This window comes from Mesorhizobium qingshengii (genome assembly GCF_900103325.1).
In the GTDB taxonomy this organism is placed as follows: domain Bacteria; phylum Pseudomonadota; class Alphaproteobacteria; order Rhizobiales; family Rhizobiaceae; genus Mesorhizobium; species Mesorhizobium qingshengii.
Genome location: NZ_FMXM01000012.1, coordinates 135,479 through 156,780 on the forward strand (window position 1 = coordinate 135,479; position 21,302 = coordinate 156,780).

Consider the following 21,302-nt stretch of genomic DNA (forward strand, 5'->3'; position numbering starts at 1 on the left):
CAGATGCGGGGCATTCCAGGAGAAACAATGTCAGCTGCAAATCCCACTCGCGACGATTTCGCGAGCCTGCTCGAAGAATCATTTACCGCCGGCCATTCCGGCGAAGGCCAGGTCGTCAAGGGCATCATCACCGCCATTGAAAAAGACATGGCGATCATCGATGTCGGCCTGAAGGTCGAAGGCCGCGTGCCGCTGAAGGAATTCGGCGTCAAGGGCAAGGACACGACGCTGAAGGTCGGCGACACGGTCGAGGTCTATGTCGAGCGTATCGAGAACGCGCTTGGCGAAGCGATGCTTTCCCGTGAGAAGGCTCGCCGCGAAGAGAGCTGGGTCCGTCTCGAAGAGAAGTTCACCAAGGGTGAGCGCGTCGAAGGCGTCATCTTCAACCAGGTCAAGGGCGGCTTCACCGTCGACCTCGACGGCGCCGTGGCCTTCCTGCCGCGCAGCCAGGTCGATATCCGCCCGATCCGCGACGTCTCCCCGCTGATGCACAACCCGCAGCCCTTCGAGATCCTTAAGATGGATCGCCGCCGCGGCAACATCGTGGTGTCGCGCCGCACCGTGCTCGAGGAGAGCCGCGCCGAACAGCGTTCGGAAATCGTGCAGAACCTCGAAGAAGGCCAGGTTGTCGAAGGCGTCGTCAAGAACATCACCGACTACGGTGCGTTCGTCGACCTCGGCGGCATCGACGGCCTGCTGCACGTCACCGACATGGCATGGCGCCGCGTCAACCATCCGACCGAAATCCTCAACATCGGTCAGACGGTCAAGGTGCAGATCATCCGCATCAACCAGGAAACCCACCGCATCTCGCTCGGCATGAAGCAGCTCGAGAGCGATCCGTGGTCCGAGATCGGCACCAAGTTCCCGATCGGCAAGAAGATCAAGGGCACCGTCACCAACATCACCGACTACGGCGCGTTCGTCGAGCTGGAGCCGGGCATCGAGGGTCTCATCCACGTTTCGGAAATGTCGTGGACGAAGAAGAACGTGCATCCCGGCAAGATCCTGTCGACGACGCAGGAAGTCGACGTCGTGGTGCTCGAGGTCGATCCGGCCAAGCGCCGCATCTCGCTCGGCCTCAAGCAGACGCTGGAAAACCCGTGGGAAGCCTTCGCGCGCACCCATCCGGTCGGCAGCCAGGTCGAGGGCGAGGTCAAGAACAAGACCGAGTTCGGCCTGTTCATCGGCCTCGAAGGCGACGTGGACGGCATGGTGCACCTCTCCGACCTCGACTGGACCCGTCCGGGCGAGCAGGTCATCGAAGAGTACAATCGCGGCGACATGGTCAAGGCGCAGGTGCTCGACGTCGACATCGAGAAGGAACGCATCTCGCTCGGCATCAAGCAGCTGGCCAAGGATACGGTCGGTGAAGCAGCGACTTCAGGCGAACTGCGCAAGAACGCCGTCGTCACCTGCGAAGTCATCGGCGTCAAGGATGGTGGTCTGGAAGTGCGGCTGGTCGACAGCGGCATCGAGACCTTCATCAAGCGCTCCGATCTGAGCCGCGACCGCGACGAGCAGCGCCCCGAGCGCTTCACCGTCGGCCAGAAGGTCGATGCCCGCGTCATCGCCTTCGACAAGAAGACCCGCAAGCTGCAGGTCTCGATCAAGGCGCTGGAAATCGCCGAAGAGAAGGAAGCGGTCGCCCAGTACGGCTCGACCGACTCCGGCGCTTCGCTGGGCGATATCCTGGGTGCCGCGCTGAAGAAGCAGGGCAGCTAAGCATCGGCTGCCGCCGCGCAGTCGCGCGGCCATCGACAAAAACCCCGCTGGATCGCTCCGGCGGGGTTTTTCTTTACGGTAAGATAAACTTCCTCGCGTATTTGCCATTGGTCCGCGAGGGAGGCTTTTCATGCGCAATGGCGACGATCGCTCCAGCAAGGGATCGTCGCGGTTGCTGCGTCTTTACGTCAGGTCGCCGGCCTTTTTCTGCTATTGCGCAATGGCGATCTTGATGACCGTTCTGTGGTCCTTGGACTTCCGGCTCAATGGCGACGCGGACGACCTCCTGAAACTGCATGAAGTCCGTACCTTTCTTGAAACGGACAACATCTTCGACCGGACGCTGCCCGGCATTGTCCAGCCAGAGCCCTATATCTCGCATTGGCCATGGATCGTGGACCTGCCCTATGCCGCCTTCGCGCGCCTGCTCGCACCGTTTGCCGGCTTCGAGCCGGCACTGATGCTGGCAAGCTTTGCGGTTCCGCTGTTGCTGCTTGCGCCGGCGCTCTATTTCTACAATCGACTGGTGATCGCCACCGGCTTTGCCTACCCGGCCGTTGCATTGCCGCTGGCTTTGATCTTTGCCGTGCGCACCTTTTTCGAATACGCCCCGGGACGGATCGACTATCACAATCTGCAGATATTGCTGCTGCTCGCGGCCCTGGTGTTGATGATGTCGCCGAACCGCTTTTCAGCCTTCGTCAACGGGCTGCTGGCGGCCCTGGCAATTGCTGTCAGCGCCGAGTTCGCGCCGTTCTATGCTCTCGTGATGGCAGTCTACGCCTTTGACTGGATCTTTGGCCGCGAAGGCGGTGAAGACAGGATCGTCGGTTTTGGGCTGGCCTTGGCCATGGGCGCGATCGGTCTGTTCGCCGCGATCATGCCGCCTTCAGCCTATGCCGCTGTCAGATGCGACACCTATTCGACGCCGCATGTGACGGCATTGGCCGCGGCCGGGCTTTCATTTGCCATCGTGCCCTTTGTTGTCGGCCGGCGCGGCGGATGGGCAACGCGCGCAGCAATTCTGCTGGTGTTCGCGGTCGCGAGCCTGGCGACGCTGGTGATGTTGTTCCCGCAATGCCTGGCCGGCCCTTATGGCTCGCTCGACGCCTATGTTCGCGACAACATGCTCAACAGAATTCTCCAGGAATTGAGCCTTTTTCGGCGCCCTGATTTCGTTCTGTCGGCAAGTTTTCCGAGCATGGTGCTGCTTTTTGTCGGCGCGCTTGCCCCGGTTGTCATCTGCCTCGATCCGCGTGGCCGAAGCCGGCCTCACGTCATACTGGCGCTGTTCTCGCTGCTCGCGCTGGTACTGGCGATCGATTATCTCCGCTACTTCCGCTATCTTCCGGTTTTTTCCGGCATCGGCCTGATCTTCGTGCTGGCGAGTTTCCTGCCACGCGACGCCAGACTGGCCCGCTACCTGGAATCTCCCGTACCGGTGGCATCGCGCAGATACGCGTTGATCGTCCCCGGCCTCGTCTTGTCTGGAGCAATGGCTCTATACCACCTATCGGTGAGACCATCCCAGGCAGCGATTCCCGCTGCCGAGTTCGCCGACAGTTGCTATTTCAGCCATTTTGAGCCGCAACGGGGTTGGCCGGCAGGCGCCGTCGTTCTTTCACCACCATTGATCGGATCGCATTTTATCGCTCTTGCCGAAGGTCCGAAGGTCGTGACGATCCCCAACCACCCTTCGGCCCAGGGCATCGAACGGAGCTATCGTTTTCTCGACCCTTCGACCGCCGACCCGCGCGCGATCCTCGATGCCTCCAAGGCGACGCATGTTGCGATTTGCGCGTGGCGCAGCCCGCCGTCGCCATATCTCGAAACCGCCTATCCATTCGCGGCGGCGCTGATGGAGGGCCACCCGCCGGCATGGTTGAAGGAGTGCCCTACGGATGCTTCATCGCCACTGCGAATCTACAGCTACCGCAATCCCGATGGATCGGACGCCGGCTGCCCCGCTTCGACGCTCTCTGCTCAGGCCCTGCCGTAAAGCGGCACCAGCGTGCCGCTCATCGCCTGATTGGCCGGTGAGGCGAGATAGGCGATGGCTTCGGCCGCCGCCTCGAGGCTGACCCATTTGGTGACATCTGCGTCCGGCATGTCGGCGCGGTTCGCCGGCGTGTCGAGCGTCGACGGCGCCACGGCATTGACCAGGATGCCCTTGCCCTTGAGTTCCTCGGCCATTGCCACGGTCATTGCCGCGACCGCCGCCTTGCTGGCGGCGTAGGCAACCATGCCGCCGCCACGCCGTGGGTCGAGCCCGGCGCGCGCCGTGACGTTGACGATACGGCCGGCGGTGCCCGACACCAGCATCGAACGCACCGCCGCGCGGCAGCACAGGAAGGCGGTGCGTGCATTGGTGTCCATCATCTCGGCAAAGGATGCCGACTCGATCTTTTCCACCGGCGCCGCGGCAAAGCCGCCGGCCAGGTGGATCGAGCCCCACAGGCCTGGAACCTGGCTGTAGAACGCCTCGACCTTGGTGGAGTCCGAGAGATCGACATTGTGCACCAGCCTGACACGGTCATGCGCGGTGAAGGGAAAATGCGCGGGCGCCGCGGCATGGGCATTGGGCACATGGCAGATCGCGCCCTCACCCAGCAGTTTGCCGACTACCGCGCCACCAAGCGCGCCGGTGCCCCCGGTCACGACGATATGCCTGCCTTCGAGTGTTTCCGTCATCCTGGACCGCTCCTGTCATTTTCTTATGATTATGTCGCTTGTTAGCCGCGCCGACGCAAAGCGTCGCGCCTTTCGCACTACCACTCAACTGAAATCTCGACATGGCTGTTGTAGCGTCTTTGCATGCGTCGGGCCGCCGACGAAAGCGATGTCGCCTGCCGTGCGGCTCATGTCGTGCAAGAGCGAAGCCGGCGAATGGTTCGATGCAGGTTTGAAAATCAACGCTGGCCTGGCTGTCACTCGACCGTGATCTCGATGACGCGCGGCAGTCCGGTTGCCCGCGCGCGTTTCAGCGCGCTCGCCAGGGCGTCGATGTCGGCAATGCGTTCGGCGCCGATGCCATAGGCTTCCGCCAGCTTGCAGAAATCCGGCGGCGCCGGCGACACACCGACCGGCTCGACACCGACATCGAGCATCGAGGTTTCGATCTCGCGGTAGCCCCGATTGTTCCAGACGACGAAGATGACCGGCGCCCGGGCATCGAGCGCGGCACCCAGTTCCGGCAGGGTGAACTGGAAGCCGCCGTCACCGGTCAGGCAGACGACCGGCGCATCAGGCACGGCAAGGGCGGCACCGATCGCCGCCGGCGGGCCATAGCCAAGCGCGCCGAAGCCGGTGGCGGCATTGAACCAGCCACATGGCCGGTCATGATCGTAGTAAAGGTTGGCGGCATAGATCGGTTGCGTGGAATCGCCGACGATGATCGCGCCCGGCAACGCATCGCGGATCGTCTCGACGGCGCGCACCTGTGCCTGCAACGTCGGATTGATCTCGGCAAAGGCCGCTTCCCGTGCGGCGGCGGCGCGCGCCGGGCCGGCTTCGTTTGCACGGACATGGCTGGTTTCCCGGAGCAGTGCTTCGAGCGCCACGGCGCAATCGGCCTGGATTGCGACCGTCACCGGGCGGCGGGCAAGCTGGTCGGCGCCGATATCGATGCGGATCAGGTTGCCGGGCAGGACAAAACCGCCGTCGCTGTAGCCGTCATAGTCGGTCGGGCCGAATTCGGTGCCGGCGGCGATGACCAGGTCGGCTTCGGCCATCAGCGCCCGCACCGCCTTCAGGCTGGGACTGGCCGGCACGCAAAGCGGATGGCCGTGCAAGAGGCCGCGCGCATTGGCGGTCTGCACGACCGGCGCTCCGAGCCGCTCGGCAAGGTGCCGCAATGGCGCTTCGGCGCGCTTGGCGCCGCCGCCGGCAAGGATCAGCGGACGGCGCGCGGCGGCGATGAGTTTGGCCGCGCTGGCAATTGCCGCGCGATCCGGCACGGGCGGCGCGGCGTTGCTCAGGACGGCAGCGATGCCGTCCGCCGGCTTGACCATGACGTCGGTCGGGATCTCGATATGCACCGGCCCTGGCCGCGACGATGAAAACAGGGCGAAGGCACGGGCGAGCGCGCCGGGCAGTTCGCCGGCTTCGGTAACGCGCTCAGAAAACAGCGCCACCTTCTCCATCATGCCGCGCTGGTCGGGCAGTTCGTGCAGATAGCCCAGCCCCTTGCCGAGCGTCGGCGTGGCGTTGACGCCGGAGATCACCAGCATCGGCACCGAATCGGCGCGCGCCTGACCCATGGCGGTGATGGTGTTGGTGAGCCCAGGTCCGGTGATGACGAAGGCGACGCCCGGCCTGCCGCTGGCGCGCGCATAGCCGTCGGCCATGAAGCCGGCACCCTGTTCGTGGCGCGGCGTGACATGGCGAATCTTCGAGCGGGCAAGTCCCCGGTAGAGCTCGACCGTGTGCACGCCGGGAATGCCGAAGACCGTATCGACGCCATGGGCTTCGAGCAGCGAAATGAGCGCCTCGCCGACAGTCGTCCCAATGGCCGTCATTGGCGCAGCACCGGCCGTGTCAGGCAGGTCGGGCCGCCCTCGCAGGCGATGCAGAGCGCATCCGCCTCGAAGGTGGAAACCGCGCAGCCGGCCGCCTGCATGGCAGCCGCCGTCCTCGGAAAGCCGGCAACGGCGATCACCTGGCGCGGCGCCGTCGGCAGCACGTTGAGGCTGAGTCCGTTGGAGGCGAAGAATTCGTCGGCATCGCCCTCGACCAGCTTGATGCCACGCGCGCGCAGCAGCTGGTAGAAGGCGGCCGGCAGCAAAGGCGCGTAGACCAGCGCCAGATCGTCGGCAAGCGGACTTATCACCGACATCAGATGCAGGCAGGCTTCCTCGCCGTGCCAGAGCGGCAGGTCGAAGCCAAAAACCGAAATGCCCTTGGGCGATAGCAAGTTTGACAGCTGCTGGATGCCGTCCTGGTTGGTGCGCACGCCACGACCGACGGCCAGCGTGTTTGCATCCACCCAGACGCAGTCGCCCCCTTCCACCTGGCCCGGACCATCGATGCGGCCAAGAATGGGGATACCCATGCGCCTGTAGGCTATCTCATGCAGACCGGGCTCGGGTTGGCGCAGCGCCTTGCCCATCGAAAGAATGATCGCGCCATGATCGGTCATCAGCGACGGATCATGGGTGAAGACGGAATCAGCCAGCCCGTCATCGGCGTCCGTCAGCCATTCGATCTCGGCGCCGGAGGCGGCGACCAGGCTGGTCAGCTGCTCATGCTGGGCAGCGGCTTTTTGCGGATCGAAGCCGGGGCCGTAGTGCCATTCCTGCGCCTTGGCATGACGCATGGCGCTCTTGGAGGAGCGCATAAGCACGCGCTTCAGCGGCCCGGCCATCGACTGCGACCCGTATGTTTTGCCCACTCAATTCTCCCGAAGCGTCCGTTGCCGCCACTAACCACTACAGCAAGCCGTGATCAATAGTCCAAAAACCATGGTTGACGGAGGCAAGCGGAACGGTCCATCTTGAGAATGGGAACTCTGTCAGTGACGGGTAATGGGTAAAAGAATCCAGCAGCGACGAGCTCGACCGCTCCGCGGAGCGTCGAAGGGATGATGGCTCAAGGCGCCGCACCCGTACTGAAACACACGGCGCAGGACGGCGCCGCCGAAGCCATCCATGTCGAGAACCTGCACAAGAAGTTTGGTGAACTGCATGTGCTGAAGGGCGTTTCGCTGTCGGCGCGTGACGGCGAGGTTATCGCCATCATCGGCGGCAGCGGCTCGGGCAAATCGACACTGCTGCGCTGCATCAACTGCCTGGAAAACCCGACCAGCGGCATCATCCGCGTCAATGGCGAGGAGATCAAGCTGAGGGCCGACAGCCACGGCCACACAGTTCCGGCCGACCGCAGGCAGATCGAACGCATCCGCTCCAAGCTCGGCATGGTGTTCCAGAACTTCAACCTGTGGAGCCACATGACGCTGATCGAAAACGTCATCGAGGTTCCGGTGCATGTGCTTGGCGTCAAGCGCGAGGTGGCCATCGCCGAGGCCGAAAAGCTGCTTGCCCGCGTCGGGCTGGCCGAAAAGCGCGACGTCTATCCGGCCTATCTGTCGGGCGGCCAGCAGCAGCGCGCCGCGATCGCTCGCGCCTTGGCCATCAATCCGCGCGTCATGCTGTTCGACGAGCCGACCTCGGCGCTCGACCCCGAACTGGTCGGCGAGGTGCTGAGGGTCATCGGCGACCTGGCGCGCGAAGGCCGCACCATGGTGCTGGTGACACACGAGATGAAGTTCGCCCGCGAGGTCGCGACACACGTCGTCTATCTCTACAACGGGCTGGTCGAGGAAGAAGGACCGCCGGAGCAGATCTTCGGCGCGCCCAGATCCGAGAGGCTCAAGCAGTTCATCCGCAACATCGGCTAGGAACAGGCCGCGACGGAAGAAAACCGGGAACCAACAACAAACTGGGAGTCGTTAAAATGAAGACTGTTCTGAAGACATTCGCCGCAGCACTGCTGCTGGGCGTCGCGGCCATGGGCGTGGCCAAGGCCGATCCGGTCAAGATCGGCGTCGCCGCCGAACCCTATCCGCCCTTCACTTCGCCGGATGCGTCCGGCAAATGGGTCGGCTGGGAGATCGATTTCATCGACGCCGTCTGTGCCGAAGAAAAGCTCGACTGCGTTATCACCCCGGTCGCCTGGGACGGCATCATTCCGGCGCTGACGACCAAGAAAATCGACGTCATCGCCAGTTCGATGTCGATCACCGAGGAGCGCAAGAAGACGATCGACTTCTCCGACAAGTACTACAACACCCCGACGGCGATCATCGGACCAAAGGACCAGAAGTTCGGCTCCGCTCCGGACGACCTCAAGGGCAAAGTCATCGGGGTCCAGGTGTCGACGGTGCATGCCGTTTACGCCAAGAAGCACTTCACCGGGGCGCAGGAAATCAAGGAATACCAGACCCAGGACGAGGCCAACCAGGATCTCGCCGCCGGCCGTCTCGACGCGGTACAGGCCGATTCCATCGCGCTTGGCGAATTCCTGAAGTCGGACCAGGGCAAGGCCTGCTGCGATCTGAAGGGCATGGTGGCTCCGGACGATGACGTGCTCGGGCCGGGCGTCGGTGCCGGCGTCCGCAAGGAAGACACCGACCTGAAGGAAAAGATCAACGCCGGCATCAAGGCCATTCGCGCCAACGGCAAATATGACGAGATCTCGAAGAAGTACTTCGATTTCGATATTTACGGCGGCTCGACGCAGTCGAACTGACGCCCCGCACGCGAGCAACGGAGGCACGGCGCAGCCGCACCTCCGTTGCTGACCTTGCAACGCATGCTTGCCGCTGACCGCTGCCGTCAGCAGCCGACACCAGCAATTCGGGGGCGACGCTGATCGACGCATTTCTTTCGGCCTCGGCGGCCGGCATCATCGAACTGCTCTCGCCCACGCCGCCTGGCTGGGGCGGGACGCTTTTGGTTGGGCTTCTGCATTCGATCGAGATTGCGCTGGGCGCCACGTGCCTCGGTCTCTTGATCGGCACGGGCGGCGCCTATGGCAAGCTCTATGGTGGCCCGGTGGTGCGCGATCTGCTGGCGGTTTACACCACCGTTGTGCGCGCCGTGCCCGAACTGGTGCTGATCCTGCTGCTCTATTATGCCGGAACCGACCTGATCAACCAGGCACTGACGGCAATCGGCTATCAGCGCATCGACATCAGCGGCCTTGCCGCAGGTATCGCCGTGCTCGGCTTCGTCCAGGGCGCCTATTCGACCGAGGTGATCCGCGGCGCGATCCTGGCCATTCCGCAAGGCCAGATCGAAGCCGCCCGCGCCTATGGAATGTCTCCCGGCCTTCTGCTGCGGCGCATCACGTTGCCGGCAATGCTGCCTTTCGCCATACCGGGCCTTGCCAATCTGTGGCTGATCGCCACCAAGGATACCGCACTGCTGGCGGTCGTCGGTTTCTACGAACTGGCGCTGGCAACGCGGCAGGCCGCGGGCGTCACCAAGGCCTATTTCACCTTCTTTTTCGCAGCAGGCGTGCTTTATCTGCTGCTATCCCTGTTTTCCAATCTGATCATCGGTCGTGTGGAGGCCTGGTCGCGGCGTGGCATGCCTTCCCTCAAGGAAGCACGCTGATGGCCAACGAAGCGGCCATCATCAACGTCGTCGCGCGAACGTCGCTATGGCTGCAGCCGCACCGCATCTTGCTGATCCTGATCGCGCTCGGCCTGGTTCTGGCGGCTGCCTTCTTCATGCGTTGGGACTGGTTGCCGCAATATTATGAGATGGGATTGATCGGCATCTGGCGCTCGCTGTGGATCCTGGCTGTCACCTGCATTCTGGGCTTCCTGTTCGCGGTGCCGCTCGGGCTGGCGCAGGCCACCGGCTCGTTCTGGTTCGCGGCACCCGCCAAGGCCTTCTGCACGATCATCCGGGGAACGCCGCTGCTGATCCAGCTGTGGCTGCTCTATTACGGTCTGGGCTCGCTGTTTCCGCAGTACCCGTGGATTCGCGAATCCTGGATGTGGCCGTATCTGCGGCAGGCATGGCCCTATGGCGTGCTGGCGCTGACCTTGTCCTTCGCCGGCTATGAGGGCGAAGTAATGCGCGGGGCGTTTGCCGGTGTTCCCAAGGGGCAATTGGAAGCCGCGCGCGCCTTCGGCATGAGCCGCTGGAAAATCTTCCGGCGCATCTGGCTGCCGCAGGCCTTCTACCGGGCGCTGCCGACGCTGACCGGCGAGACCGTGCTGCAGTTGAAATCGACGCCGCTGGTGGCGACGATCAGCGTCATCGACATCTTCGCCGTTTCGTCGAAGGTGCGGCAGGACACCTACCTCACCTATGAACCCTTGCTGCTGCTGGCGCTGATCTACATGACGATCACCGGCATTCTCGTCTTCGCCTTCAGCAGGATCGAGGCGCGGATCCCCAACAAAATTGGGTAGAAGCGAATAGCGAATAGCGAGTAGTAATCGGGGACCGGGGACGCGCGATAGCCGACAGCTCGCCATTCCCCTATTCGCTATTCCCTATTCGCTACTCACTCAGGAACTCATCGTGATGCAACTCAGTCTCGACCAGGCCAAAGGACTGTGCCGGATGGCGGCGCTTGGCGCCGGTGCCAACGAAGAAGCGGCGCAATCGCTCACCGCCTCGATCGTCGCCGCCGAGGCAGAAGGGCTTTCGAGCGTCGGGCTGTCCCATTTCATCGATTACCTCGAGGCGCTGGAAGCTGGACGCATCGACGGCAATGCCGATCCGGTGATCACCCGGCCGGCATTGGCGGTCTATCTCTCCGACGCGCGCGGCGGTCTGGCGCATACCGGTTTCGACCGCACCATCGACGATCTTGCCAAGGCCGCGCGGTTGTTCGGCGTCGCCATCTTCTCGCAGAAGAACGCCTATACATGCGGCGCTCTCGGCTATTTCACCGGAAGGCTGGCAGCACAGGGGCTGGTGTCGTTCGCCGCCACCAACGGCCCGGCCATTCTCGCCGGCTCGGGCTCGATCAAGCCGGTCTACTGCACCAACCCGATGTCGTTTGCCGCACCCGCCGCCGACGGCGCGCCGCTGGTCATAGACCAGTCGTCGAGCGCCACCGCTTTCGTCAACATCCGCAAGGCGGCGGAAGACGGCAAGAAGATCCCCGAAGGCTGGGCGCTGGACGCCAGCGGCAACCCGACCACCGATCCGGCGGCCGCCATGAAAGGCGCCATGCTCGCTTTCGGCGGCCAGCGCGGTGCCAACATCGCGCTGATGGTCGAAGTGCTGGCGGCCGGCCTGTCAGGCGCCAACTGGTCGCTCGACGCGCCATGGTTCACCGGCGGAGCGGAGAGCCCCGGCACGGGGTTGTTCGTGCTTGCGGTGGAGCCCAAGCTGCTCGACCCGGACTTCGAGCAGCGGATGAAGGACCAACTCGACCGGCTGCGCCGGCGCTATGGCGTGCATGTGCCCGGCCGCGCCCGCGCCGAAGCCGCCGAGAGAGCGCAAGCGCGCGGCATCACCGCGTCCAAGGCGGTGGTGCAGCGCATCTCCGAATTCGCAGCGCGTTATTCTTCCTGAATAGTCTTACTTATCAGATAGTTATCTGAAGTCTGCCTGCCCCTTGCGTGGCACGGCGCGATTTTTTGTTCGCGCCGCTGAACCTTTTTGCGCGTTGCGACGACCCAGCTTTGTCCAGGGCAAGGCGAGCTTGCCCGATCCACACCGGGGGAAACAGCAAACCGAAAGCGAAAGCCTGCTTCACGCGGAGGATGTCCCTTTGCGCCTCGGAAACTCAACCGAAATCAAAAGGAAAATTGCCATGACCAACACCAAGATCACCATGCTCACCGCGGTTCTTCTTCTCGGCTCGTTCATGGGCGCCACCCAGGCGGCCACCTTGAAGGCCGCACCGGTGAAACCGTCCGCGCCCGGCGTCATCACCGCTCCGAGCGGCGGCGCCACCGAGGACCATTATTGCAAGAACGGCCATGCGAAATTCGCCAATTGCAGCGCCGATTTCATCGCGGCCTGCAAGAAGATCGGTGGCACCATGTCGGATGTTCAGGGCTGGGGTGGGCGTACTTGCTTCACGCCCTCCTGATACCGTCTCAGGTCAGGCCGCTCCGTCGGCCCCTGGCTTCGCATGATGTCACCCGGAAAACCCCGCTTCGGCGGGGTTTTCTGCGTTCGGCGGCATTTTCATTGCCGTCGGCCTCTTGGCGCGGCCAGCCGCCCTTGCCGGCCTGTTCGTGTTGCTGGTCACGGTCTGGTTTCACTGGGTCACCATGGCCAGGGTTTTTCGGGCGCCGAAAAGTCGCTTTTGTGGGCCGCGATCCTGCTGTTCTTCGTCATTCGCGGCGGCAACCGCCATTCGGTCGACGCCCGCATCGGCAAGGCATTCTGACGCGGTCGAAACAAGGGGGACAGCGACGACGCGTCACCCTTTGCCTTTGGCGCAAAACCGACTATGAAACGGCTTCAGCCAAGCCATCTGGAACGTGGGCCGGAGCCAGCCATGACCGAAATCCTGCAGACCCCAAAGCTCGTCGTCGTCTTTGGCGGGTCAGGCTTTGTCGGCCGCCATGTGGTGCGCGCGCTAGCCAAGCGCGGCTATCGCATCCGGGTCGCCTGCCGGCGGCCCGATCTTGCCGGCCACCTGCAGCCGCTTGGCAATGTCGGCCAGATCCAGCCGGTGCAGGCCAATGTGCGCATGCGCTGGTCGGTCGACCGCGCCGTGCAGGGCGCCGACCATGTCGTCAACCTGGTCGCCATCCTGCATGAGACTGGCCGGCAGAAATTCGCCTCCGTCCACGAGTTCGGTTCCCGCGCCGTGGCCGAAGCGGCGCGCGCCGTCGGCGCCGGCCTGACCCATATTTCCGCGCTTGGCGCCGATCTGGAGTCCGGGTCGGACTACGCGCGCACCAAGGCGCTTGGTGAAAAGGCCGTCCTCGAGACGATCAAGGACGCCGTGATCTTCCGGCCATCGATCAATTTCGGGCCCGAGGACGAATTCTTCAACCGCTTTGCCAACATGGCGCGCTATTCGCCGGTGCTGCCGCTGATCGGCGGCGGCCAGACCAAGTTCCAACCGGTCTATGTCGGCGACGTTGCCGAAGCGGTGGCGCGTTCGGTCGACGGCAAGGTCCCGGGCGGCCAGATCTATGAGCTCGGCGGGCCGAACGTGCTGACGTTCAAGGAGTGCATGGAAGAGCTTCTCGAAGTGATCGAGCGCAAGCGCCTCTTGGTGCCGGTGCCGTGGTGGATAGCGAACATCCAGGCCTCGATCCTTGGCCTGTTGCCCAACCCGCTGCTGACCAAGGACCAGGTGATGCAGTTGCGCGAGGACAACATCGTTTCCGACGCGGCGACCAAGGCCAACCGGACATTGGCGGGGCTTGGCATCCAGCCGCAATCGATCGGCTCGATCCTGCCGAGCTACCTCTGGCGGTTCCGCGCCGCCGGCCAGTTCCAGCAGCGCAAGCCCGCAGCTTGATTCACGACAACCGCCCAAAGGCGTGCGTTCGCAGGCCGGCATCACCTGAATATCGACACGCCTAGCGAGGCGTGACCTGCATTGGCAGGCCGCCTTGCGGCTGCGTGGTCAATTTCTGCACCGGCCAGGGCTTGGTCTCGGCCGTCGTGTCGAAGCGGAAGCGCGACAGCATGATGGCGAGCGCGATGATCGCCTCCTGCATGGCGAAGCTGGCGCCGATGCAGACGCGCGGGCCCGCGCCGAACGGCAGATACTGGAAGCGGTCGATCTTTTCGCGGTTGCCCGGGTGGAAGCGTTCAGGCAGGAAGGCGTCGGGCCTGTCCCAAAGCTTCCGGTGGCGATGGACAACCCAAGGCATGACCAGCACGGCCGCGTGCTTCGGGATATAAAGATCCTTCCACATCTCCGGTTCGATCGGCTCGCGGTTGATCGATGGCGCCGGCGGATAGAGCCTGAGCGCCTCGTCGAAAGCGGCGCGGGTCAACGGCATGGCGTCCAGCCACTTCGTCGGGTCGGGCTCGCGCGCCAGCACCTGGTCGATCTCACGCTCGATCCTGTCGCGCTCCCACGGTGATTCCGCGAGACAATAGAGCGTCCAGCCGAGTGCGCGCGCCGTCGTCTCATGGCCGGCGCCGATGAAGGTGATGATGTTGTCCTCGACCTCGGCCCGCGTCAGCCCGTCCGGGCCTTCGGCCTTGAGCAGCAGCGTCAGGAAATCCTGCGGCACGCCATCGGGATCGCGCTTCAATCTGTCTTCGCGCATCTTGACCGTGTCGGTCACGATCTTGCGGAAATAGGCCATGGTCTTGCGGCCACGGATGCGGGTCAGGCGCGGCAGCCAGTCGGGTGCTCGCAAAAGATCGAGCGGATCGACGCGGCCCATGGTCTCGAACAGGCGATCGATTTCGTTGGCAAAACTGCCCGGCTCGCCAGCGATCTCGCCGGAGAAGAGCGTCTCGGCCAGAATATCGTAGGTGAGCAGGGTCATGTCATGGGCGATGTCGGACGTGCCGCCATCTTCGTAGCGGGTGACGAACTCCTGCGTGCGCCTGAGCATCGGCTGGGCAAAGCCGAAGATGTGGCGCGGCGTGAACACCGGCGCCATCGCCTTGCGCGACCGCCTCCAGACCTCGCCCTCGGCGGTCAGCAGGCCGTCGCGCAGGATCGGCCGCAGGATCTTCTGGCGCACCGTCGCCATCTTGTAGTTCCTGGCGTTGTCGACCAGCACATGGCGGATGAGGCCCGGATCGTTGGCAATAACCAGATGCCCCCCAACACCATTCACCGATATCCAGGGCTCGTTGTAGGTGGGCTCACCCCACAGTTCGAGCGGGTTGCGGTAGACAATGCGGATCATCTCCAGCGTCGAAGGCGGCGACGTGCGCGGCTTCGGTGCGGGGGGAACGAAGGGGGCGGGCTGGGTGTCCATCATGTGCTCCGCTGATACATCAATGTAGTGGCTGGCAATCCAGGCGTCCATGTGGCCGAACGGCAAGGCACAATCCGCGCGACCGGGACATCGCGGCAGACGGCCTGTTCATCCGATCGTGACCGCCGCGCGCAATGTCCCGCCTTGTCCATCAGGACGCTCTACCGTAGTGACAGTTACCAACAGATACCGCCAAACGAAGGAGCCGTCCTTGAAGCACCAGCTGAACATCATCATCGGCAGCACGCGGCCCGGCCGCGCCGGACCGGTATTTGCGCAGTGGCTGGAGACATTCGCGCGCGAGCACGGGAAATTCGAACCGGTGCTGACCGACATCGCCGCGTTCAACCTGCCGGTGCTGGACGAACCGCATCACCCGAAGCTCGGCAACTACCAGAACGATCATACCAAGGCCTGGTCGAAGGCGATCGACGCCGCCGACGCCTTTGTGTTCGTGGCGCCGGAGTACAATTATTTCGTGGCACCCGCGATCGTCAACGCCGTCGACTATCTCGCGCGCGAATGGAAATACAAACCCGCCGCCATTCTCAGCTATGGCGGCGTCTCCGGTGGCCTGCGCGCGGCACAAGCCCTCAAGCCGCTGCTGACTTCGGTCGGCATCATGCCTATCCCCGAGGGCGTTTCGTTGCCGCTCTATCAGAAACTGCTCGAGAACGACGGCTCCTTCCGGCCCAGCGAACATGTGCAGAGCGGAGCCAAAGCCATGCTGGACGAGCTGCTGCGCTGGAGTGAGGCGCTGAAGCCGATGCGCGCCTCATGAACAAGCCGGTTTTCGGCCAAAAGCCTGGCTTGCTCATGCCATAAAGAGGTGGAATGTTCGCGCAAATGAAGGAGCCGGGGGCGGTTCGACTTGCGCTTGCTGTTTGCCTTGCTGCTGATCTTGTCGGCGACCGCCACCGCGATGGCGGAGCGGCGCGTGGCGCTGGTGATTGCCGCTGACGACTACCGCCTGGTCCGTCCGCTCGCCAATCCCGTCCATGACGGCGAGGCCATGGAAGCGGCGCTGAAGAAGCTCGGTTTCGAGGTCGTTCTCGAAACCAACCGCGATCTCAGGCGCATGCGTCGGGCGCTCGATGATTTTCGCCAGGACGCCAAAGGCGCCGACGTGGCGCTGGTCTACTTCTCCGGCCACGGCGTCGAAATCTCCGGCGACAACCGGCTGCTGCCGGTCGATGCCGACGCCTCTTCGCTCGATGCGCTGGAAAAGACCAGCCTGCCGCTGGAAGAGGTGCGCGACGCGGCCGCCGCCACCGCCAAGATCGGGCTGATCGTGCTCGACGCCTGCCGCAGCGATCCGTTCTCGGGCACGGGGAGCGAAGGGCGTGGCGCGACATCGCTGGCCAAGGATGTCGCCGACAAGGTCAAGCCGGGCCTCGGCCGCATTGGCCGCGCCGAAAACATCCTGTTCGCCTTTTCGGCGGCACCCGGCGAGACGGCCGCTGACGGAACCGGCCAGAACTCGCCATTCACGACAGCGCTAGCCAAATATCTCGGCACCGATGGCCTCGAGATCCGTTCGGTGCTGACCTTGGTCCAGCAGGAGGTCTACGACCTGTCGCGTGGAAAGCAGCTGCCCTATGTCGAGAGCGGCCTGCCGAAACTGTTCTTTGCCGCCTCGGCAAAGGAGCAGTTGCCGGAACGCGAACGCCTGCTGCTCGCCATGGCCGATGTCACACCGGAAATGCGCGGCGAAGTCGAACAGATCGCCAGCGATGCCGACATGCCGCTGGCGCCACTCTATGGCGCGCTGATCAGTTCAGATGCCAGCCATTTGTCGGCCGACAGCCTGAATGCCAGGCTGCGCGAGGCGGCCGATGCCTTCGTCAAGGTGCGCAGCGAAATGAAGACGCTCGCCTCAGACGATCCGCAGGTAACGGAACTGCGCCGGCAGGCCGAGGAGCAGCTTTCGCTCGGCGCCTTCGATGGCGCGCGTGCGATCCTCGCCAAGGCGGCCGACATCGACAATGTTTCGCGTAATGCCTTGAAGGCCAATTTCGTCAGTCGAACGCTGTCGGAAGCCGCGACGCGTTTTCTTTCCGGCGGTGCGGCGCGCGCCGACCTCGACTACGCCACCGCCATCAAGGACTACGAATCGGTGCTGGCCCTCTACGGCGAAGCCGGGCAAACATCGCTGGCACTGGACGACGCCGACCGTCAGATCCGCACGTTGGATGAGCTTGGCAAGCTCTATACCCTTGTCGGCAACACCGACGCGGCAGGCCGCGCCTTTGCGGCGCTGGTCTCCAATCTGGAGCTGCGTTCGGGCCGCGAAACCGATCCGAGCGTCAAGCGCGATTTCGCCGTCAGCCATATCAAACTCGGCAACATCAGGCTGGCGCAAGGCGATCTGTCGGCCGCGCTGCAAGGCTACCAGGCGGCAAAGGCGATCTTGCGGGACCTGACCGCGGCCCGGCCGGACAAGCTGCCATGGTTCGGCGATCTGGCCATGGCCGATGACAAGATCGGCAATGTGCTGGTGACGCAGGGCGATCTGGCTGGTGCCGCGCAGGTCTACCAGGAAAGCCTGTCCATCAAGAAGCAGCTCGCCGACAACGAGCCGGACCGCGCCGAGCTGCAGCGCGATCTGACCATCAGCTATGACGAGATCGGCGACCTTGCCCATGTGATGGGCCAGCTGGACAATGCGCAGGCGGCCTATGAGGAGAGCCTGAAGTTGCGGTTGGCGCTGGCCGACAAGAAACCGCGGGATGCCGAGCGGCAGCGCGATGTCTCGGTCAGCCATGAGACGATCGGCGATCTCGAGCGCGAGCGCGGCGATCCCGCAGCAGCACTCGCGGCCTACCACGCAAGCCAGGCGATCGTCGAACGGCTCGCGAGCCGCGACCCGGACAATACCGAGCTGAAGCGCGACCTGTCGGTCGGCAACGCAAAGATCGGAAATGCGCTGAGCGATCAGGAGGACTGGCCGGCGGCGCTCGCCGCCTATCAGGATGCCCTCTCGATAGCCCGCGTGCTGGCGGCCAGCGACCCGAACAACACCGACTGGCAACGCGACCTTTCTGTCAGCCTTGAAAAGGTCGCCGGGGTTCTGGCCACACAGGGCGACCAGAAAGGCGCGCTGAAAGCCTATATGGATAGTTTCGTCATCGCCGAGCGGCTGGCCAAGCTCGATCCCGGCAATGCCGACTGGCAGCGCGACCTGTCGATCACGCTGTCCGAAATCGGCATGCTCAAAGTCAAGCAGCGCGACATCAAGGGGGCGCGGCAGGCATTCCAGGATAGTCTCGACATCCGCCAGCAGCTTGCCCAGTCCGACCCGAACAATGCCACCTGGCAGCGTGACCTGGTGGTTGCCATGATCGATTACGCCCAGGTCGCCAAGAACCCCAAGGCGGTGCTTTCCCAAGCGCTCGACATGACGCAGGAGCTCGACCGCAGCGGGCGGCTGGCGCCGCGATACAAGTTCATGATCAAGTTTCTCAGGGATCGGCTGGCCAAGGCGAAATAAGGCCTGGCGGGAGCCCAGCATGGACAGCCGGCTCATTCCCCGGGAAATGCCTGCAAACCTTGGAAAAACCGCCTTTAGCGCCTATATCTAGGCAATAGCAGAGGCGCGATTCGGGGCCGATTTTTCGCGCTGTACAAGCGGCATCTAGACAACAGGTTTTCATGAGCGACCAGACCGAAAACGCCAACGGCGCCGAAGCCGAATACGGCGCCGATTCCATCAAAGTTTTGAAGGGGTTGGATGCTGTCCGCAAACGCCCCGGCATGTATATCGGCGACACCGACGACGGTTCGGGCCTGCATCACATGGTCTATGAGGTGGTCGACAACGCCATCGACGAGGCGCTGGCCGGTCACGCCGACCTCGTCACGGTGACGCTCAACCCCGACGGTTCGGTGACGGTTATCGACAATGGCCGTGGCATTCCGACCGATATCCACACCGGCGAAGGCATTTCGGCGGCAGAAGTGATCATGACGCAGCTGCATGCCGGCGGAAAGTTCGACCAGAACTCCTACAAGGTGTCCGGCGGTCTGCATGGCGTCGGCGTCTCGGTGGTCAACGCCCTTTCGGCATGGCTGAAGCTCAAGATCCGCCGCAACGGCCAGATCTTCGAGATGAGCTTCACGCATGGCAATGCCGATGCGCCGCTGAAGGCGACGGGCAGCTATGAGCAGAACAAACAGCCAGGCACCTATGAGGGACGCAGCGGCAGCCAGATCACCTTCTTTCCGTCGGCCGAGACCTTCACCATGGTCGAATTCGACTTCGCCACACTGGAACACCGGCTGCGCGAGCTCGCCTTCCTGAATTCCGGCGTCCGCATCGTTTTGACCGATGCCCGCCATGCCGACATCGTGCGCCATGAGCTGCACTATGATGGCGGCCTCGAAGAGTTCGTCAAATATCTCGACCGGGTCAAGAAACCGCTGATCGACAAGCCGATCGCGATCAAGGCCGAGCGCGACGGCATCACCGTCGAAGTCGCGATGTGGTGGAACGACAGCTACCACGAGAACGTGCTGGCCTTTACCAACAACATCCCGCAGCGCGACGGCGGCACCCATCTGGCCGGTTTCCGCGGCGCGCTGACCCGCCAGGTCACCGGCTATGGCGAATCTTCTGGCCTGACCAAGAAGGAAAAGGTCTCGCTGATTGGCGACGACTGCCGCGAAGGCCTGACGGCTGTGCTGTCGGTCAAGGTTCCCGATCCGAAATTCTCCTCGCAGACCAAGGACAAGCTGGTCTCGTCGGAGGTGCGCCCGGTCGTCGAAGGGTTGGTCAACGAAGCGCTCGGCACTTGGCTGGAAGAACATCCGAGCGAGGGCAAGGTGGTCATCGAGAAGGTGATCCAGGCCGCGGCGGCGCGCGAGGCCGCGCGCAAGGCGCGTGACATCACCCGCAAGAGCTCGCTCGGCGTCACCTCGCTGCCCGGCAAGCTGGCCGACTGCCAGGAACGCGACCCGGCGAAATCCGAAATCTTCATCGTCGAGGGCGACTCGGCCGGCGGCTCGGCCAAGGGCGGCCGTTCGCGCCAGAACCAGGCCATCCTGCCCTTGCGCGGCAAGATCCTCAATGTCGAGCGGGCACGCTTCGACCGTATGCTCGGCTCCGACATGATCGGCACGCTGATCACCGCGCTCGGGACTTCGATCGGCAAGGACGAATTCAACGCCGACAAGCTGCGCTATCACAAGATCATTCTGATGACCGACGCCGACGTCGACGGCGCCCACATCCGCACCTTGCTGCTCACCTTCTTCTTCCGGCAGATGCCGGAGCTGATCGAGCGCGGCCATCTCTACATCGCCCAGCCGCCGCTCTACAAAGTGACGCGCGGCAAGAGCTCGCAATACATCAAGGACGAAAGCGCCTTCGAGGAGTTCCTGATCGGTTCGGGGCTGGAAGAGGCGTCGCTTGCGCTCGGCTCGGGCGAAGTTCGCGCCGGGCAGGACCTGCGCAGCGCCATCGACGATGCGCTGGCCGTGCGCCAGCTCATCAACGGCCTGCACACGCGCTACAACAGAGGCGTGGTCGAGCAGGCGGCGATCGCCGGCGGCCTTAACCCGGACGTGTTTACCGACCTCGGCCGCGCCAACGCCATGGCCGAACGCGTCGCCAAGCGCCTCGACATCATTGCCGAGGACACCGAGCGCGGCTGGACCGGCCGCATGTCGACCTCGAATGAAGGCACTGGCGGCTATGTGTTCGAGCGCACCGTGCGCAGCGTCAAGGAATACGCGCATCTGGATCTCGCCCTGATCAATTCGGCCGATGCGCGCCAGCTTGACCGCTATGCACAGCGCCTCAGCGACGTCTACGGAACGCCACCGGTGCTGCGCCGCAAGGAAGTCTCCGAAACCATCTCGGGACCACTGGCGCTGCTCAACGCGGTCTTTGCGACCGGACGCAAGGGCCTGACCATGCAACGCTACAAGGGTCTCGGCGAGATGAACGCCGAACAGCTCTGGGAAACCACGCTCGACCCGAATGTGCGCTCGCTGCTGCAGGTCAAGGTCAACGACGCGACCGACGCGGACAGCCTGTTCTCGCGGCTGATGGGCGACGAGGTCGAACCAAGGCGTGAATTCATCCAGGACAACGCGCTGTCGGTCGCCAATCTGGATATCTGATCTCTGGTGTTGGCGCGCCGCGGCGCGCCAATTGTTCCGCCCCTGACAAGCAAAATCATTTCATAGCCCG

The 21,302-nt window shown here is 63.6% G+C and carries 16 protein-coding genes and 1 pseudogene; 13 read left to right on the forward strand and 4 right to left on the reverse strand.

Annotation, left to right across the window (positions count from 1 at the left end; all coding sequences use genetic code 11):
- Positions 1-27 precede the first annotated feature (27 nt).
- Entirely contained in the window at positions 28-1,725 is a 1,698-nt protein-coding gene (gene rpsA / locus BLS48_RS19785; RefSeq protein ID WP_091580884.1) for a 30S ribosomal protein S1, read from the forward strand.
- Positions 1,726-1,855: 130 nt separating this feature from the next.
- Positions 1,856-3,724 (forward strand): hypothetical protein, encoded by a 1,869-nt coding sequence (locus BLS48_RS19790; protein ID WP_091580886.1) that lies wholly within the window; start codon positions 1,856-1,858, stop codon positions 3,722-3,724.
- Here BLS48_RS19790 and BLS48_RS19795 read toward each other — a convergent pair.
- From BLS48_RS19795 to BLS48_RS19805, 3 genes are all read right to left on the reverse strand, one after another.
- On the reverse strand, positions 3,709-4,416 hold the full coding sequence (locus tag BLS48_RS19795) for an SDR family NAD(P)-dependent oxidoreductase (RefSeq protein WP_091580889.1): 708 nt from the start codon (positions 4,414-4,416) through the stop codon (positions 3,709-3,711). The two genes, BLS48_RS19790 and BLS48_RS19795, sit on opposite strands and share 16 nt — an antisense overlap.
- A gap of 236 nt (positions 4,417-4,652) precedes the next feature.
- The gene (locus tag BLS48_RS19800; RefSeq protein ID WP_091580892.1) at positions 4,653-6,242 is read right to left on the reverse strand and encodes a 5-guanidino-2-oxopentanoate decarboxylase; all 1,590 of its coding nucleotides are present in this window, start codon (positions 6,240-6,242) and stop codon (positions 4,653-4,655) included.
- A complete protein-coding gene (locus BLS48_RS19805; RefSeq protein WP_091580894.1) occupies positions 6,239-7,087 on the reverse strand; it encodes a dimethylarginine dimethylaminohydrolase family protein in 849 nt (282 codons plus the stop codon). Before BLS48_RS19805 ends, BLS48_RS19800 begins: the two co-directional genes overlap by 4 nt.
- A 216-nt stretch (positions 7,088-7,303) precedes the next feature.
- On the opposite strand from BLS48_RS19805, the gene BLS48_RS19810 reads away from it, so the two are divergent.
- The 8 genes and pseudogenes from BLS48_RS19810 to BLS48_RS19845 all read left to right on the forward strand — a co-directional run bounded on the left by BLS48_RS19810 (position 7,304) and on the right by BLS48_RS19845 (position 13,680).
- On the forward strand, positions 7,304-8,119 hold the full coding sequence (locus tag BLS48_RS19810; protein WP_425284717.1) for an ABC transporter ATP-binding protein: 816 nt from the start codon (positions 7,304-7,306) through the stop codon (positions 8,117-8,119).
- Positions 8,120-8,175: 56 nt separating this feature from the next.
- Positions 8,176-8,970, forward strand: coding sequence for a transporter substrate-binding domain-containing protein (locus BLS48_RS19815; protein WP_091580899.1), 795 nt, complete (start codon positions 8,176-8,178; stop codon positions 8,968-8,970).
- Between the two features lie 155 nt (positions 8,971-9,125).
- The gene (locus BLS48_RS19820; RefSeq protein ID WP_208604647.1) at positions 9,126-9,839 is read left to right on the forward strand and encodes an ABC transporter permease; all 714 of its coding nucleotides are present in this window, start codon (positions 9,126-9,128) and stop codon (positions 9,837-9,839) included.
- Positions 9,839-10,648 (forward strand): ABC transporter permease, encoded by an 810-nt coding sequence (locus BLS48_RS19825; RefSeq protein WP_091580904.1) that lies wholly within the window; start codon positions 9,839-9,841, stop codon positions 10,646-10,648. The genes BLS48_RS19820 and BLS48_RS19825 overlap by 1 nt, the downstream gene beginning before the upstream one ends.
- A 115-nt stretch (positions 10,649-10,763) precedes the next feature.
- The gene (locus BLS48_RS19830) at positions 10,764-11,765 is read left to right on the forward strand and encodes an Ldh family oxidoreductase (protein WP_167365163.1); all 1,002 of its coding nucleotides are present in this window, start codon (positions 10,764-10,766) and stop codon (positions 11,763-11,765) included.
- A 241-nt stretch (positions 11,766-12,006) separates the two neighbouring features.
- Entirely contained in the window at positions 12,007-12,288 is a 282-nt protein-coding gene (locus BLS48_RS19835; protein WP_091580909.1) for a hypothetical protein, read from the forward strand.
- A gap of 82 nt (positions 12,289-12,370) precedes the next feature.
- Positions 12,371-12,591, forward strand: a pseudogene (locus tag BLS48_RS36225) (DoxX family protein); the annotation flags it as partial.
- A 111-nt stretch (positions 12,592-12,702) separates the two neighbouring features.
- On the forward strand, positions 12,703-13,680 hold the full coding sequence (locus BLS48_RS19845; RefSeq protein ID WP_091580912.1) for a complex I NDUFA9 subunit family protein: 978 nt from the start codon (positions 12,703-12,705) through the stop codon (positions 13,678-13,680).
- A 61-nt stretch (positions 13,681-13,741) separates the two neighbouring features.
- On the opposite strand, the gene BLS48_RS19850 is transcribed toward BLS48_RS19845, so the two are convergent.
- Positions 13,742-15,109: a cytochrome P450 gene (locus BLS48_RS19850; RefSeq protein WP_091581075.1), complete on the reverse strand. Its 1,368-nt coding sequence runs from the start codon at positions 15,107-15,109 to the stop codon at positions 13,742-13,744.
- 211 nt (positions 15,110-15,320) lie between these two features.
- Here BLS48_RS19850 and BLS48_RS19855 point away from each other — a divergent pair, with 211 nt between their 5' ends.
- From BLS48_RS19855 to gyrB, 3 genes are all read left to right on the forward strand, one after another.
- A complete protein-coding gene (locus tag BLS48_RS19855; protein ID WP_091581078.1) occupies positions 15,321-15,890 on the forward strand; it encodes an NADPH-dependent FMN reductase in 570 nt (189 codons plus the stop codon).
- A 90-nt stretch (positions 15,891-15,980) separates the two neighbouring features.
- On the forward strand, positions 15,981-18,599 hold the full coding sequence (locus BLS48_RS19860) for a caspase family protein (RefSeq protein WP_244529708.1): 2,619 nt from the start codon (positions 15,981-15,983) through the stop codon (positions 18,597-18,599).
- A gap of 161 nt (positions 18,600-18,760) precedes the next feature.
- Positions 18,761-21,232, forward strand: a complete 2,472-nt coding sequence (gene gyrB, locus BLS48_RS19865; RefSeq protein WP_091580915.1) for a DNA topoisomerase (ATP-hydrolyzing) subunit B — start codon at positions 18,761-18,763, stop codon at positions 21,230-21,232.
- Positions 21,233-21,302 lie beyond the last annotated feature (70 nt).

What these genes read in the sequence shown, in the direction of transcription:
- rpsA (WP_091580884.1), top strand. Translation starts at nt 28, where the DNA reads ATGTCAGCTGCAAATCCCACTCGCGACGATTTCGCGAGCCTGCTCGAA.
- BLS48_RS19790 (WP_091580886.1), top strand. Translation starts at nt 1,856, where the DNA reads ATGCGCAATGGCGACGATCGCTCCAGCAAGGGATCGTCGCGGTTGCTG.
- BLS48_RS19795 (WP_091580889.1), bottom strand. Translation starts at nt 4,416, where the DNA reads ATGACGGAAACACTCGAAGGCAGGCATATCGTCGTGACCGGGGGCACC.
- BLS48_RS19800 (WP_091580892.1), bottom strand. Translation starts at nt 6,242, where the DNA reads ATGACGGCCATTGGGACGACTGTCGGCGAGGCGCTCATTTCGCTGCTC.
- BLS48_RS19805 (WP_091580894.1), bottom strand. Translation starts at nt 7,087, where the DNA reads ATGGCCGGGCCGCTGAAGCGCGTGCTTATGCGCTCCTCCAAGAGCGCC.
- BLS48_RS19810 (WP_425284717.1), top strand. Translation starts at nt 7,304, where the DNA reads ATGATGGCTCAAGGCGCCGCACCCGTACTGAAACACACGGCGCAGGAC.
- BLS48_RS19815 (WP_091580899.1), top strand. Translation starts at nt 8,176, where the DNA reads ATGAAGACTGTTCTGAAGACATTCGCCGCAGCACTGCTGCTGGGCGTC.
- BLS48_RS19825 (WP_091580904.1), top strand. Translation starts at nt 9,839, where the DNA reads ATGGCCAACGAAGCGGCCATCATCAACGTCGTCGCGCGAACGTCGCTA.
- BLS48_RS19830 (WP_167365163.1), top strand. Translation starts at nt 10,764, where the DNA reads ATGCAACTCAGTCTCGACCAGGCCAAAGGACTGTGCCGGATGGCGGCG.
- BLS48_RS19835 (WP_091580909.1), top strand. Translation starts at nt 12,007, where the DNA reads ATGACCAACACCAAGATCACCATGCTCACCGCGGTTCTTCTTCTCGGC.
- BLS48_RS19845 (WP_091580912.1), top strand. Translation starts at nt 12,703, where the DNA reads ATGACCGAAATCCTGCAGACCCCAAAGCTCGTCGTCGTCTTTGGCGGG.
- BLS48_RS19850 (WP_091581075.1), bottom strand. Translation starts at nt 15,109, where the DNA reads ATGGACACCCAGCCCGCCCCCTTCGTTCCCCCCGCACCGAAGCCGCGC.
- gyrB (WP_091580915.1), top strand. Translation starts at nt 18,761, where the DNA reads ATGAGCGACCAGACCGAAAACGCCAACGGCGCCGAAGCCGAATACGGC.